Origin of the sequence: Citrobacter sp. TBCS-14, from assembly GCF_005280805.1 — a bacterium.
In the GTDB taxonomy this organism is placed as follows: Bacteria; Pseudomonadota; Gammaproteobacteria; order Enterobacterales; family Enterobacteriaceae; genus Citrobacter; species Citrobacter gillenii.
The window spans coordinates 446,286-460,579 of the sequence record NZ_SZWM01000164.1 but is presented as its reverse complement, the minus strand read 5'-3'; the positions used below and the strand labels follow the sequence as shown (position 1 = coordinate 460,579).

13 protein-coding genes are annotated in these 14,294 nt (G+C 53.3%); 8 read left to right on the top strand and 5 right to left on the bottom strand.

What is annotated here, in order from left to right; genetic code table 11:
* The first annotated feature begins 16 nt into the window (after positions 1-16).
* A complete protein-coding gene (locus tag FDX22_RS05895) occupies positions 17-553 on the top strand; it encodes a helix-turn-helix domain-containing protein (protein WP_146716859.1) in 537 nt (178 codons plus the stop codon).
* Between the two features lie 78 nt (positions 554-631).
* Positions 632-2,593, top strand: a complete 1,962-nt coding sequence (locus FDX22_RS05890) for a U32 family peptidase (RefSeq protein WP_146716858.1) — start codon at positions 632-634, stop codon at positions 2,591-2,593.
* A gap of 3 nt (positions 2,594-2,596) precedes the next feature.
* Here FDX22_RS05890 and FDX22_RS05885 read toward each other — a convergent pair whose 3' ends face one another.
* The 4 genes from FDX22_RS05885 to FDX22_RS05870 form a co-directional block, all read right to left on the bottom strand.
* A complete protein-coding gene (locus tag FDX22_RS05885; protein WP_096756971.1) occupies positions 2,597-2,827 on the bottom strand; it encodes a DUF2554 family protein in 231 nt (76 codons plus the stop codon).
* Positions 2,828-3,013: 186 nt separating this feature from the next.
* On the bottom strand, positions 3,014-3,139 hold the full coding sequence (locus FDX22_RS05880; RefSeq protein ID WP_096756972.1) for a DUF2474 domain-containing protein: 126 nt from the start codon (positions 3,137-3,139) through the stop codon (positions 3,014-3,016).
* Positions 3,139-4,149: a cytochrome d ubiquinol oxidase subunit II gene (cydB, locus tag FDX22_RS05875; RefSeq protein ID WP_146716857.1), complete on the bottom strand. Its 1,011-nt coding sequence runs from the start codon at positions 4,147-4,149 to the stop codon at positions 3,139-3,141. Before cydB ends, FDX22_RS05880 begins: the two co-directional genes overlap by 1 nt.
* Positions 4,149-5,552: a cytochrome ubiquinol oxidase subunit I gene (locus FDX22_RS05870; protein WP_115258451.1), complete on the bottom strand. Its 1,404-nt coding sequence runs from the start codon at positions 5,550-5,552 to the stop codon at positions 4,149-4,151. The genes cydB and FDX22_RS05870 overlap by 1 nt, the downstream gene beginning before the upstream one ends.
* 350 nt (positions 5,553-5,902) lie before the next feature.
* Between FDX22_RS05870 and FDX22_RS05865 the strand changes: the two genes are divergently transcribed.
* The 6 genes from FDX22_RS05865 to patD all read left to right on the top strand — a co-directional run bounded on the left by FDX22_RS05865 (position 5,903) and on the right by patD (position 13,011).
* Complete coding sequence (locus FDX22_RS05865; RefSeq protein ID WP_146716856.1) at positions 5,903-7,312, top strand: PLP-dependent aminotransferase family protein; 1,410 nt, start codon at positions 5,903-5,905, stop codon at positions 7,310-7,312.
* Positions 7,313-7,642: 330 nt separating this feature from the next.
* Positions 7,643-8,788 (top strand): putative ABC transporter substrate-binding protein YdcS, encoded by a 1,146-nt coding sequence (ydcS, locus tag FDX22_RS05860; protein ID WP_117342825.1) that lies wholly within the window; start codon positions 7,643-7,645, stop codon positions 8,786-8,788.
* Positions 8,789-8,804: 16 nt separating this feature from the next.
* The gene (locus tag FDX22_RS05855; RefSeq protein ID WP_096756979.1) at positions 8,805-9,821 is read left to right on the top strand and encodes an ABC transporter ATP-binding protein; all 1,017 of its coding nucleotides are present in this window, start codon (positions 8,805-8,807) and stop codon (positions 9,819-9,821) included.
* Complete coding sequence (locus FDX22_RS05850) at positions 9,822-10,766, top strand: ABC transporter permease (RefSeq protein ID WP_096756980.1); 945 nt, start codon at positions 9,822-9,824, stop codon at positions 10,764-10,766.
* Positions 10,756-11,562, top strand: a complete 807-nt coding sequence (locus FDX22_RS05845) for an ABC transporter permease (RefSeq protein WP_096756981.1) — start codon at positions 10,756-10,758, stop codon at positions 11,560-11,562. Before FDX22_RS05850 ends, FDX22_RS05845 begins: the two co-directional genes overlap by 11 nt.
* Before the next feature lie 21 nt (positions 11,563-11,583).
* Positions 11,584-13,011, top strand: a complete 1,428-nt coding sequence (gene patD / locus FDX22_RS05840; protein ID WP_146716855.1) for an aminobutyraldehyde dehydrogenase — start codon at positions 11,584-11,586, stop codon at positions 13,009-13,011.
* 313 nt (positions 13,012-13,324) lie between these two features.
* On the opposite strand, the gene FDX22_RS05835 is transcribed toward patD, so the two are convergent.
* Positions 13,325-14,239 (bottom strand): LysR family transcriptional regulator, encoded by a 915-nt coding sequence (locus tag FDX22_RS05835; RefSeq protein WP_146716854.1) that lies wholly within the window; start codon positions 14,237-14,239, stop codon positions 13,325-13,327.
* Positions 14,240-14,294: the final 55 nt, after the last annotated feature.

Here is a 14,294-nt window from a genome sequence, read left to right as displayed (position 1 = left end):
TCGAGGGAGATAACGAATGGACAATGTTACCCACTATCTGGCGACCACGCTCAGGGCGTTACGTCAGCAGCGGGAATGGAGCCTTGCACGTCTGGCGCAGGAGACCGGCGTGTCAAAAGCCATGCTGGGGCAGATTGAACGCAACGAATCCAGCCCAACGGTGGCGACATTATGGAAAATCGCCACCGGACTGAACGTTCCCTTTTCGAGCTTTATCACGCAGCCGGAAGCGGAGAGCACGCCCGCATTCGACCCGCAGCAGCAGGCGATGATCGTCACGCCGCTGTTCCCGTGGGATCCACAGCTCTGCTTTGACCATTTTTCGATACTGCTGGCACCGGGAGCGCTTAGCGAATCTACCCCGCATGAGACCGGCGTTATTGAACATGTGGTGGTGATTAATGGCCTGCTGGATATGGACATTGACGGCAGATGGCGAACGTTAAAAACCGGTGAGGGAGTGCGTTTTGCCGGGGATACCGCACACAGTTATCGGAACAGCAGTGAACTGCCGGTTCACTTTCATTCGCTCATCCATTACCCACGGAGTTAATAGGGAAAACTATTTCGCAACGTCGCGCTTCTGACTACAATAGCCGCCATTTTACCGCTTTTGGATGGTAACAACCGTATGCCTCAGCAACCTCATCGTCTTGAATTGTTAAGCCCGGCCCGTGATACCGCGATTGCGCGCGAAGCCATTTTGCACGGCGCAGATGCCGTTTACATTGGTGGACCGGGGTTTGGTGCACGTCATAATGCCAGTAACAGCCTGAAGGATATTGCTGAACTGGTGCCTTTCGCCCATCGCTATGGGGCAAAAATCTTTGTGACGTTGAACACGATTTTACACGATGATGAGCTGGAACCCGCTCAGCGGTTGATTACCGACCTGTATCAGACCGGCGTTGATGCCCTGATTGTACAGGATATGGGGATTCTGGAGCTGGATATTCCGCCCATTGAGCTGCATGCCAGCACCCAGTGTGATATTCGCAGCGTCGAGAAGGCTAAGTTTCTCGGCGATGTGGGGTTTACCCAGATTGTACTGGCGCGCGAGCTGAGTCTGGAACAGATTAGCGCCATCCATCAGGCTACCGACGCGACCCTTGAGTTTTTTATTCACGGTGCGTTGTGTGTGGCGTATTCCGGCCAATGCTATATTTCCCATGCCCAGACCGGGCGCAGCGCTAACCGTGGTGACTGCTCTCAGGCTTGTCGCCTGCCGTATACCCTGAAAGACGATCAGGGGCGGGTGGTGTCATACGAAAAACACCTGCTGTCGATGAAAGATAACGATCAGACCGCTAATCTGGGCGCGTTGATCGACGCAGGCGTGCGGTCCTTCAAAATTGAAGGCCGCTACAAAGACATGAGCTACGTGAAAAATATCACCGCCCATTATCGCCAGATGTTGGATGCGATTATCGAACAGCGCGGTGATTTGGCCCGTGCCTCAGCCGGTCGTACAGAACATTTCTTTACCCCCTCAACGGACAAAACGTTCCACCGTGGCAGCACAGATTACTTTGTCACCGCCCGCAAAGGGGATATCGGTGCATTTGACTCGCCGAAGTTTATCGGCTTGCCGGTAGGCGAAGTGCTGAAAGTAGCAAAAGATCACCTTGATGTTGAAGTGACGGAGCCGCTGGCTAACGGCGATGGCCTGAACGTGTTGATCAAACGCGATGTGGTTGGATTTCGCGCCAATACCGTCGAGAAAACGGGGAACAACCGCTATCGGGTCTGGCCGAATGAAATGCCGACCGATCTGCATAAAGTGCGTCCGCATCATCCGTTGAATCGTAACCTCGATCATAACTGGCAGCAGGCGTTGACCAAAACGTCCAGCGAACGTCGCGTGGCGGTCGATATTGAACTGGGCGGCTGGCAGGAACAGCTGATCCTGACGCTCACCAGCGAAGAGGGCGTGAGCATCACCCACACGCTGGACGGCCAGTTTGAGGAAGCGAACAACGCGGAAAAAGCGCTGAGCAATTTGCAGGAGGGGCTGGCAAAGCTTGGGCAGACGCTGTATTACGCCCGTGATATTCAGGTGAATCTGCCGGGCGCACTGTTTGTGCCGAACGGTCAGCTTAATCAGCTGCGTCGTGACGCCGTTGAAATGCTGGACGCAGCGCGACTGGCCAGTTACCAGCGTGGCCGCCGCAAACCGGTAGCCGACCCGGCCCCGGTTTACCCGCAAACGCATCTGAGTTTTCTGGCAAACGTCTATAACCATAAAGCGCGCGCGTTTTATCACCGTTATGGTGTTCAGCTGATTGATGCTGCTTATGAAGCGCATGAGGAAAAAGGCGAGGTGCCGGTGATGATCACCAAGCACTGCCTGCGTTTTGCCTTTAATCTATGCCCAAAACAGGCTAAAGGTAACATCAAAAGCTGGAAAGCGACGCCAATGCAGTTGGTCAACGGTGACGATGTGCTGACGCTGAAATTTGATTGCCGACCGTGCGAAATGCACGTCATCGGCAAGATGAAACATCACATTTTGAAAATGCCGTTGCCGGGCAGCATCGTGGCTTCCGTCAGTCCGGATGAACTGATGAAAACGCTGCCGAAGCGTAAAGGCTAAGCGTTAACTTTGATGGGTATCGGGTTTGCGTGATTTTTGCCAGTGATGGTGTTCGCGGAGATCGGCGGCGGATTCTTCCGCCGTCATACGCAGTTCATCGCTGTCAGCCGTGTGACGTAATAAGTGATCGGCATCCTGCACCTGAAGATATTCATGTCCCTGATTAGTAGCGAAAAGCTGGCCAGAAAAAAGCGCACTGGTCAGCAATAACACCGTTAACCCTTTCTTAAACATCATTCACCCTCTGGTACGTTTTAACAAAAATTGCGGTAATTTCGTCGAGTGACTATTTCATTATTTAATCGAGTTAAAGGCAATCGATGTTTCATCAATTCGCCGGTTATTGCATTTTTGTTTATATAACGTTGGGATTTTAGCTGTCGGGTAACGCTACGCTACCCGACCAATATGAATGCAGACTCAGGACTTAAAACCTGCTGCCGTCATCAGCACACGGAAGACCATGCCAACAGCGGCCAGGGCCAGCACGCTGCCGCCCCACAGGATCACCAGCCACATCAGGCGTTTCCAGATTGATTGTTGCATCAATGATACCCCTCACCAGGTTGAACTTTGCCGCGAAAAACGTAATAGCTCCAGAAGGTGTAGACGAGGATTATTGGGATAATCAACAAGGCACCTACCAGCATAAAGCCCTGACTTTGTGACGGGGCTGCCGCCTGCCAGAGGGTGATGGACGGTGGAATGATATGCGGCCAGATGCTGATCCCCAGTCCGCTGAAACCGAGGAAAATTAGCCCCAGCGTCAGGATAAACGCCAGTGCATGGCTGTGCTGCTGGCCCAGCGAACGCCACAACCACAGACTGGTCAGCGCGACCAGGAGTGGAACCGGCATCAGGAACCACAGGTTTGGCAGGCTAAACCAGCGATCGGCAATGGCGCTGTGCGCCAGCGGTGTCCACAGGCTGATAATGGCAATGACGACCAGCAACGCCAGCAGCAGTTTTTTGGCGGCGTTGCGCATTTTATCCTGTAGTGGATTTTCGCTTTTCATCACCAGCCATGTCGCACCCAGCAGCGCATAGGCTACTACCAGGCCCACGCCGCAAAACAGCGTGAAAGGGGTGAGCCAGTCGAAAGGTCCGCCGCTGTAGCTGCGTCCGCTGACTGAGAATCCATTAAGCACCGCACCGACGACAACGCCCTGGGTAAAGGTGGCGAGGATTGAACCGCATATAAACGCTTTATCCCAGAATGGCCGGTGTGCGGGCGTTGCTTTGAAACGAAACTCAAAGGCCACACCGCGAAAAATCAGGCCGATTAGCATCAGGGTTAAGGGGATGGTCAGCGCATCGACGATCACCGCGTAGGCCAGCGGAAAGGCACCAAACAAGCCTGCGCCCCCCAGCACCAGCCAGGTTTCATTGCCGTCCCAGACCGGCGCGACGCTGTTGACCATCACATCGCGATCGTCGGGGTCCTGAATGACCGGAAATAAAATGCCAATCCCAAGGTCGAAACCATCCATCACGATATACATCAGGGTGGCGAACACGATGATAACGAACCAGATAACTGATAAATCAATACCCATTAGCGATGTGCCTCCGGTTGAGAATCGAGGACCGCAGCGGAAAGCGGTCGTGCAGGAGTACCCGTTGGCGGACTCGTCGGGTCATCTTCCTGCGGTCCTTTACGGATCAGGCGGATCATGTAGCTGTAGCCCACACCGAAGACCGAACTGTAAACCACAAAGAAGGCCATCAGGCTGATGCTCATGTGCAAATCGCCATGTGCGGAAACCGCATCCGCCGTCCGTTGCAGGCCATAAACAACCCACGGCTGACGACCGACTTCGGTGGTCACCCATCCGGCCAGAATGGCAATCAGACCGGAGGGTCCCATCCATAGTGCGAAGCGCAGGAAAGGACGCGAGGTATACAGGCGTTGTTTGTAGCGCAGCCACAGGGCAAATGTGCCGAGCAAGATCATCAACATCCCCAGCCCCGCCATAATGCGAAATGACCAGAACACCATGGTGGAGTTAGGACGATCTTCTTTCGGAAATTCTTTCAGAGCCGGAACTTGTTTATCCAGACTGTGGGTCAAAATCAGGCTGCCCAGCGCGGGTATTGCCAGTCCGTAGCGGGTGCGCTCCTGTTCCATATCCGGCCAGCCGAACAGCAACAGCGGGGTCGGTTCACCGGGCACGTTTTCCCAGTGACCTTCAATGGCGGCAATCTTGGCAGGTTGATGCTTCAGGGTGTTAAGTCCATGCATATCGCCAATCAACGCCTGTAACGGGGCGACGATCAGCATCATCCACAGGGCCATTGAAAACATGGCACGAATTGCCGGCGTATTATTTCCACGTAATAAATGCCAGGCCGCCGACGCCGCGACAAACAGGGCGCTGCTCAGGAAGGCGGCGACGGACATATGCAGTAGACGATAGGGGAAGGACGGATTGAAGATGACGGCAAACCAGTCCACCGGCACGACTTGTCCGTTGATAATTTCGTAACCCTGCGGTGTTTGCATCCAGCTGTTGGAGGCGAGGATCCAGAAAGTTGAAATAATGGTGCCCAGCGCGACCATACAGGTGGCGAAGAAGTGCAGACCTGGACCTACGCGCTGCCAGCCAAACAGCATCACGCCAAGGAATCCTGCCTCGAGGAAGAAGGCGGTCAGTACTTCATAGGTCAGCAGCGGCCCGGTGATACTCCCGGCGAACTCGGAAAAACCGCTCCAGTTGGTACCGAACTGGTAGGCCATTACCAGGCCCGAAACCACGCCCATACCAAAGTTGACGGCGAATATTTTAGACCAGAAATGATACAGCGAACGCCAGGTGGGATTTTTGGTTTTCAGCCACAGACCTTCAAGCACCGCCAGATAGCTGGCAAGACCGATAGTAATGGCCGGAAAGATGATGTGAAACGACACCGTAAACGCGAACTGGATGCGCGCCAGGTGAAACGCGTCAAGACCGAACATGCTTAACTCCGCAGGCAAAATTGATTTAGCGCAATTCTATGCCTGAGGAACAGTGGGGGGCAGAAACAGAACAGTTCTTTTTAACCATAACAGTTGCAGTGCTGTTATTTGTTAGTGGTACTGATATGAAAACTTCATTTTTTAAACACCCATAAAATCAATTATTTATTCTATTTAAAGCACGCGACGAAAATTGATGCTGTGCAGGCTCGCGGTGTGAGCATGTGGTTAACCGCTTTCGTTCACAGTGCAGTAAAAACACAATCCCATAACAGTTGTCAGAATGTTGTTAATTTTATTGACTGATATACACTGCGAGCGTCACCTGCATCTGACTCCCGAGAATCATCATGAAAAAATATCAACGGCTGGCGGAACAAATTCGCGATCAAATCGCCTCTGGCGTCTGGCAACCCGGCGATCGTCTACCTTCTTTACGTGAACAGGTGGCGACCAGTGGGATGAGTTTTATGACCGTCGGCCATGCTTATCAGCTGCTGGAAAGTCAGGGGCGGATCATTGCGCGGCCGCAATCCGGCTATTATGTTGCCGCGCGGCCCGAACGTGAGTCGGCAACCCCGCAATCGCAGGTTGTGCGCGATGAAGCGGTCGATATCAACACGTATATTTTTGACATGCTGCAGGCCAGCCGGGATGCTTCGGTGATGCCGTTTGCGTCCGCATTTCCCGACCCCCGTTTATTTCCCCTGCAGCAGCTTAACCGTTCGTTGGCGCAGGTGAGCAAAACGGCGACGGCAATGAGCGTGATTGAAAACCTGCCGCCGGGTAATGCCGAATTGCGTAATGCCATTGCACGTCGCTATGCACAGCAGGGGATCACTATTTCGCCGGATGACATTGTGATTACCGCCGGGGCGCTGGAAGCCCTCAACCTGAGCCTGCAGGCGGTGACCGAACCTGGCGACTGGGTGATTGTCGAAAATCCCTGTTTTTACGGCGCCTTGCAGGCGCTTGAAAGGCTGCGTTTAAAAGCGCTGTCTGTTGCCACCGACGTCAAGGACGGGATCGATCTCGTCGCACTGGAGCAGGCTTTACAAGAGTATCCGGTGAAGGCTTGCTGGCTGATGACCAACAGCCAAAACCCGTTGGGGTTTACGCTCAGCGCAGAGAAAAAGGCCCATCTGGTCGCGTTGCTGGAAAAATACAACGTGATGCTGATCGAGGATGATGTCTACAGCGAGCTGTATTTTGGCCGTGAAAAACCGCTGCCCGCCAAAGCCTGGGATCGTGGCGACAGAGTGCTACACTGTTCGTCGTTTTCAAAATGCCTGGTGCCCGGATTTCGCGTTGGCTGGGTGGCGGCGGGGAAGCATGCGCGGCGCATTCAGCGGCTTCAGTTGATGAGCACCTTATCAACCAGTTCCCCGATGCAACTCGCATTGGTGGATTACCTCTCTACCCGGCGTTATGACGCGCATTTGCGTCGGCTACGTCGTCAACTGGCAGAACGCAAACAGCAAGCCTGGCAAACGCTACTGCGCCATCTTCCGGCGGAAGTCAAAATTCATCATAGCGATAGCGGCTATTTTCTGTGGCTCGAACTGCCTGAACCGCTTGATGCGGGCGAGCTCAGCACGCAGGCACTGGCGCACCATATCAGCATTGCACCGGGGAAAATGTTCTCGACGTCAGGAACCTGGACACGCTTCTTTCGCTTCAATACCGCATGGCACTGGGGAGAACGCGAAGAGCAGTCCGTGAAACAACTTGGGAAATTAATTCGCGAGATGATGAAATAATAATGAATGGGCTATTCAATATAAAAGAATAGCCCATTCTTATTTTTGAAATAGCACCAGTAAAATCACGATGTTATTTCTTCAGGTGCAACCATACAAAATATCAATACCTCTAATTATTCCCCTCCGTGCATCTAACTCGTTGTCTATACTCCAGAAGATTAAATAACGTTGCAATAACTGACAGCGTAATGAGCGTTAGCTCACAACCTGATTAAATTTCCTTGCGCCAGCAGGAACGCTGCCAACACCCCGACTACTTTTAGGAAAGGACATATATTTACGGCAAGGCTGCCGCTCATTATTTTTTTTCGACAGGAGTAAGACGTTATGAGCAAGCAATTTGCCCTCACGAGCCTGTGTGCGCTCAGTATGACACTGATGACCGCCCACGCAGCTGAACCCCCAACATCATTAGATAAACCAGAAGGACGCCTGGATATTATTGCCTGGCCGGGGTATATCGAACGTGGCCAAACGGATAAACAATATGACTGGGTCTCACAGTTTGAGAAGGAAACGGGCTGCGCGGTGAATGTGAAAACGGCGGCCACCTCAGACGAAATGGTTAGCCTGATGGCAAAAGGCGGATATGACCTGGTCACGGCATCCGGTGACGCGTCACTGCGTTTAATTATGGGGAAACGTGTTCAACCTATTAATACTGCACTTATTCCGAACTGGAAAATCATCGATCCGCGTGTAGTCAACGGTGAATGGTTTAATGTCGGGGGAAAAGTGTACGGCACACCGTATCAGTGGGGGCCAAACCTGCTGATGTACAACACCAAGACCTTCCCAACGCCGCCGGATAGCTGGAAAGTGGTGTTTGTAGCGCAAACCCTGGAAGACGGCAAAAGCAATAAAGGGCGCGTCCAGGCTTACGACGGTCCGATTTATATCGCCGATGCGGCGTTATTTGTTAAAGCCACCCAACCACAACTGGGCATTACCGACCCCTATCAGCTGACCGAGAAACAGTATCAGGCCGTCATTAAGGTCCTGAGAGATCAGCATAGTCTGATCCATCGCTACTGGCATGACACCACCGTGCAAATGAGTGATTTTAAAAACGAAGGTGTTGTCGCTTCCAGCGCATGGCCTTATCAGGCTAACGCCCTGAAGGCTGAAGGGCAACCTGTCGCCACCGTCTTCCCAAAAGAAGGGGTTACCGGTTGGGCGGATACCACCATGTTGCACAGCGAAGCAAAACATCCGGTCTGTGCTTACAAATGGATGAACTGGTCATTAACCCCGAAAGTGCAGGGCGACGTTGCCGCCTGGTTTGGATCGCTGCCGGTCGTGCCTGAGGGATGCAAAGCCAGCCCGCTGCTGGGTGAAAAAGGATGTGAAACCAATGGCTATAGCTATTTCGACAAAATCGCCTTCTGGAAAACGCCGATCGCCGAAGGGGGCAAGTTCGTTCCTTACAGTCGCTGGACGCAAGATTACATAGCCATTATGGGCGGTCGCTGATTCCGCTGGGGGTTTTATGACGTACGCAGTGGAATTTAACAATGTCTCGCGATTGTACGGGGATGTTCGTGCCGTCGATGGGGTCAGTATTGCGATTAACGATGGTGAGTTTTTCTCTATGCTGGGGCCATCCGGCTCTGGCAAAACTACCTGTCTGCGCCTGATAGCTGGTTTTGAACAGCTGTCAGGCGGTGCAATTAGCATTTTTGGCAAGCAGGCCAGCGAGTTGCCGCCCTGGGAGCGGGACGTCAACACGGTATTTCAGGATTACGCGTTGTTTCCGCATATGTCGATCCTCGATAACGTGGCCTATGGGTTGATGGTCAAAGGGATGGATAAAAAACAGCGCCATGCCAAAGCGCGAGAAGCGCTGGAGAAGGTGGCGCTCGGCTTCGTTTATGAGCGTAAACCGTCGCAGCTTTCCGGTGGACAGCGCCAGCGCGTGGCGATCGCTCGCGCACTGGTTAATGAACCACGCGTGCTGCTGCTGGATGAACCGCTTGGGGCGCTGGATCTTAAACTGCGTGAACAGATGCAGTTGGAATTGAAAAAACTACAGCAGGCGCTGGGCATCACCTTCATTTTTGTTACCCACGATCAGGGTGAGGCGCTGTCGATGTCCGATCGCGTGGCGGTGTTTAATAACGGCCGCATTGAGCAAGTGGACTCTCCCCGTGAACTCTATATGCGCCCACGCACGCCGTTTGTGGCGAGCTTTGTCGGGACATCAAACGTCTTTGATACCGCCATGTCGGCGAATGTCTGCGGCCTGCAGGGAATGTTCTCTCTGCGCCCGGAACACATTCGCTTGAATGATCCTGGCGCAGAAGTGCAGGCGCCGGGCGTTATTCAGGCGGTGCAGTATCAGGGGGCCGCGACGCGGTTTGAGCTAAAACTGGCTGGTGGCGAAAAGTTGCTGGTAAGCCAGGCGAACCTGACGGGAGAAACGCTGCCGTCAACGCTGTCGCCGGGTCAGCAGGTCATGGCCTCGTGGTCACGTGACGTGATGGTCCCGCTGGTTGAGGAGAGGTGAATGGCGATGAACGTTTTACATTCACCTCCCCAGACCACCAGGTTGAACAAAATCTCAGGTTATTTCTGGCGTAATCCGGGGCTGGGGCTGTTTTTACTGCTGCTCGGACCGCTGATGTGGTTTGGTGTCGTCTACTTTGGCTCATTGCTGACATTACTGTGGCAAGGGTTTTATACCTTTGACGATTTCACCATGTCCGTTACGCCAGATCTGACGCTGGCGAACCTGCAGGCGCTGTTTAACCCGGCGAATTACGACATCATTTTACGCACGTTGACCATGGCAATAGCGGTGACTATTGCCAGCGCCATTCTGGCGTTTCCTATGGCGTGGTATATGGCGCGTTACACCAGCGGCAAGATGAAAGCCTTTTTTTACATCGCCGTCATGTTGCCAATGTGGGCCAGCTATATCGTCAAAGCCTACGCGTGGACGTTGCTGTTGGCTAAAGACGGCGTGGCGCAGTGGTTTTTAACCCATCTCGGGCTGGAGCCGATCCTGACCGCGTTTCTGACGCTGCCAGCCGTGGGCGGGAATACGCTGTCGACGTCAGGATTAGGGCGTTTTCTGGTTTTCGTCTACATCTGGCTACCTTTTATGATCCTGCCGGTACAGGCTGCGCTGGAACGGTTACCGCCGTCATTGCTGCAGGCTTCGGCGGATTTGGGCGCCCGCCCGCGTCAGACATTCCGCTATGTAGTGCTGCCGCTGGCTATCCCCGGTATTGCTGCGGGTTCAATCTTTACCTTCTCGCTGACGCTGGGTGATTTTATTGTGCCGCAACTGGTGGGGCCGCCGGGTTTTTTCATCGGCAACATGGTCTATTCGCAACAAGGGGCTATCGGCAACATGCCAATGGCGGCGGCATTCACCCTGGTGCCGATTGTATTAATCGCACTGTATCTGGCGTTCGTGAAGCGTCTGGGAGCGTTTGATGCACTCTGAACGCGCACCGTTTTTACTCAAACTGGCCGCATGGGGTGGCGTGATTTTCCTGCACTTTCCCATCCTCATCATCGCCGCCTATGCGTTTAATACTGAGGAAGCCGCTTTTAGCTTTCCACCGCAGGGGCTTACGCTACGGTGGTTTAGCGTGGCGGCACAGCGTAGCGATATTTTGGAATCAGTGACACTGTCACTTAAGATCGCCGCGCTGTCGACGGCCATCGCACTGGTGCTAGGAACGCTGGCGGCGGCGGCCCTGTGGCGGCGGGATTTCTTTGGCAAGAACGCAATATCGCTGTTGTTGCTTTTGCCTATTGCGCTACCGGGCATTATCACCGGTCTGGCACTGCTGACTGCATTTAAAACCATCAATCTGGAACCCGGCTTCCTGACCATCGTGGTGGGGCATGCGACGTTTTGTGTGGTAGTGGTATTTAACAACGTTGTGGCCCGTTTTCGTCGCACATCATGGAGTCTGGTTGAAGCGTCAATGGACCTGGGGGCGAACGGCTGGCAAACCTTCCGCTATGTGGTGCTGCCGAATCTTGCGTCGGCGCTGTTGGCCGGAGGCATGCTGGCGTTTGCGTTGTCGTTTGATGAAATCATCGTAACAACGTTCACGGCCGGACACGAAAGAACACTTCCGCTGTGGCTACTCAATCAACTGGGACGTCCGCGTGATGTCCCGGTGACCAACGTAGTGGCATTGCTGGTGATGGCGGTCACAACACTGCCGATTTTAGGGGCCTGGTGGCTGACGCGTGAAGGCGACACTCTCGCCGGAAACGGTAAATAAACGACAATATGGGAAATTGCTATGCAACATCAATTACTGATTAACGGCGAACTGGTCAACGGTGAAGGTGAAAAGCAGCCGGTCTATAACCCTGCTACCGGTGACGTGATCCTGGAAATTGCCGAGGCGTCAACCGTGCAGGTTGATGCAGCCGTCCGTGCCGCCGACGAGGCTTTTGCCAGCTGGGGGCAAACCACACCGAAAGTGCGTTCAGAGCTGTTACTGAAGCTGGCGGACACTATCGCCGAAAACGCGCAGACATTTGCTGAGCTGGAATCCTTGAATTGCGGTAAGCCTTTTCACTGCGTGCTAAATGATGAAATTCCGGCGATTGTGGATGTTTTCCGCTTCTTTGCCGGTGCCGCACGTACGGTCAACGGCCTGGCGGCCGGGGAGTATCTGGAAGGGCATACGTCCATGATCCGTCGCGATCCGCTGGGGGTGGTGGCGTCTATCGCACCGTGGAACTATCCGCTGATGATGGCCGCGTGGAAACTGGCACCGGCGCTGGCGGCAGGTAACTGCGTGGTGATTAAACCATCCGAAATTACCCCATTAACGGCACTGAAGCTGGCGGAGTTGGCGAAAGATATTTTCCCGGCAGGCGTGATTAACGTGCTGTTTGGTCGTGGTAAAACCGTGGGCGATCCGCTGACCGGTCATGAAAAAGTGCGCATGGTTTCACTGACCGGCTCTATTGCTACCGGTGAACACATCATTGGGCATACTGCGCCATCGATTAAGCGCACGCATATGGAGTTGGGCGGCAAGGCCCCGGTTATTATTTTTGATGATGCCGATCTCGATGCGGTGGTGAGCGGCGTACGCACGTTCGGTTATTACAACGCCGGGCAGGATTGCACCGCAGCCTGTCGCATTTACGCGCAGAAAGGCATTTACGACGCGCTGGTCGAAAAATTGGGTGCGGCGGTCGCCAGCCTGAAAACCGGTTCACCGAATGATGAATCAACAGAGTTGGGGCCGGTAAGCTCTCAGGCTCATTTGGATCGCATCACCAAAGCGGTGGATGAGGCCAAAGCGCTCGGGCACATCAAAGTCATCACCGGCGGTAAAAAAGTAGAGGGTGCAGGCTACTATTTTGCCCCAACGCTGCTGGCGGGCGCGAAGCAGGACGATGCTATCGTTCAGCGGGAAGTCTTCGGCCCGGTGGTCAGCATCACCCAGTTTGATGATGAGGCTCAGGTCCTGGCATGGGCTAACGATTCAAAATACGGGCTGGCATCTTCGGTCTGGACGCGAGACGTCGGTCGTGCCCATCGCCTCAGCGCCCGCTTGCAGTATGGCTGTACCTGGGTCAACACCCACTTCACGTTGGTGAGCGAAATGCCGCACGGCGGGCAAAAACTCTCCGGTTACGGTAAGGACATGTCGGTTTATGGACTCGAGGATTACACTGTTATCCGCCATGTGATGATTAAACACGAGTAAAATCAGTACCCGCGCATGGCCATAGACGCACGGATAGCTAATTACTAGTAGAAGGGGGTCTATACTATGCGCGGCACTGGCCTCGTCGCCATCGGACGGCGGTAAGTTGGAAATATCCGCGAGGTCAGGCTAATTTACATACATTGGAGTCGCGTTCCGTTCTCTTAATGAACATCACTTCGCTGATGCCCGGTATCTGGGTTTCATGGCAACATCCCTTCGATTAAGGATAGCGTTGCATCTACCCCTTGAACTCACAGCGTGAATCGGTCACCGCCTTACCTACATACGCTATCTGACTGATAATTCAAATTCATGGATACATACTTTCATCATCTGAGGGTACGCGGCTTTTTTCTTTTAGTATGTGTACATTAGCCTTACAGAATTCTATGTAGGCTCTGGCCGCCGTGGAAACATGTCGGTGTTTTTTATAAACCAGATGCAATGATGAGTAGGGCAAACGTGTCTGGGGTAAAACCTCAATCAGTTTTCCACTATTAATGTATTCCGCAGCAAAAAAAGCAGGTAACTCAGTAATGTAGTCGCCAGCAAGGGCTCCAGAGCGCAAATGAAGATAATCATTGACGATGAAGGTCGCTGGAACATCGTAGGTATGTTCACCGAGCATCCACACCGGACGCGCGCCTATCACCGAACCCCAGGCGGCACAGGGATACTTCATCAGGTCTGATGGCTCTTTGGGGGGCTCACTGCCCTGATAAAGCGCCGGGCTGGCGACCAGAATATGCCTGAAATCCATGAGATGGCTCGCAACGACATCATCATCAGAGATGCTTCCAACTCTCAGCGCGACATCAATACCTTCAGAAACTAAATCCACTCGACGTTCAGTCGTATAAACGTTAATGGCAATACCCGGATATATACGCTGAAACTGCCTGATGATTTCCCACCACGGTTCAAGTGATTGAGGCATTGTCAGGCGTAATCGGCCTGTAATGCGGGAATCGGCAGTGGTGAGGAACTGCTCGGCATCATTAAGCGTATCAATAGCCGAACTGGCCTGATCCAGCAATTTTTTACCCGCCTCTGTTGCTCTGCAACCTTTCACAGTGCGTTCTAGCAGAACAACATCCAGCTCATGCTCAAGTTCAGCGATCCTACGGCTTAGCGTCGGAAGCGGTATGTTGTTTTCCCGCGCTGCTGCAGAAAGGCTACCGCAGCGGGCTGTCAGAACAAACATCTTTAAGGCATTTAAGTCCATCGACTCCTCTCAAATATGAAAACATTATTCTCAATTTAGACGCTACACAGTACTG

What these genes read in the sequence shown, in the direction of transcription:
- FDX22_RS05845 (WP_096756981.1), top strand. Translation starts at nt 10,756, where the DNA reads ATGCACTCTGAACGCGCACCGTTTTTACTCAAACTGGCCGCATGGGGT.
- FDX22_RS05835 (WP_146716854.1), bottom strand. Translation starts at nt 14,239, where the DNA reads ATGGACTTAAATGCCTTAAAGATGTTTGTTCTGACAGCCCGCTGCGGT.
- FDX22_RS05865 (WP_146716856.1), top strand. Translation starts at nt 5,903, where the DNA reads ATGAAAAAATATCAACGGCTGGCGGAACAAATTCGCGATCAAATCGCC.
- patD (WP_146716855.1), top strand. Translation starts at nt 11,584, where the DNA reads ATGCAACATCAATTACTGATTAACGGCGAACTGGTCAACGGTGAAGGT.
- FDX22_RS05895 (WP_146716859.1), top strand. Translation starts at nt 17, where the DNA reads ATGGACAATGTTACCCACTATCTGGCGACCACGCTCAGGGCGTTACGT.
- FDX22_RS05890 (WP_146716858.1), top strand. Translation starts at nt 632, where the DNA reads ATGCCTCAGCAACCTCATCGTCTTGAATTGTTAAGCCCGGCCCGTGAT.
- FDX22_RS05855 (WP_096756979.1), top strand. Translation starts at nt 8,805, where the DNA reads ATGACGTACGCAGTGGAATTTAACAATGTCTCGCGATTGTACGGGGAT.
- ydcS (WP_117342825.1), top strand. Translation starts at nt 7,643, where the DNA reads ATGAGCAAGCAATTTGCCCTCACGAGCCTGTGTGCGCTCAGTATGACA.
- FDX22_RS05880 (WP_096756972.1), bottom strand. Translation starts at nt 3,139, where the DNA reads ATGCAACAATCAATCTGGAAACGCCTGATGTGGCTGGTGATCCTGTGG.
- cydB (WP_146716857.1), bottom strand. Translation starts at nt 4,149, where the DNA reads ATGGGTATTGATTTATCAGTTATCTGGTTCGTTATCATCGTGTTCGCC.
- FDX22_RS05885 (WP_096756971.1), bottom strand. Translation starts at nt 2,827, where the DNA reads ATGTTTAAGAAAGGGTTAACGGTGTTATTGCTGACCAGTGCGCTTTTT.
- FDX22_RS05870 (WP_115258451.1), bottom strand. Translation starts at nt 5,552, where the DNA reads ATGTTCGGTCTTGACGCGTTTCACCTGGCGCGCATCCAGTTCGCGTTT.
- FDX22_RS05850 (WP_096756980.1), top strand. Translation starts at nt 9,822, where the DNA reads ATGGCGATGAACGTTTTACATTCACCTCCCCAGACCACCAGGTTGAAC.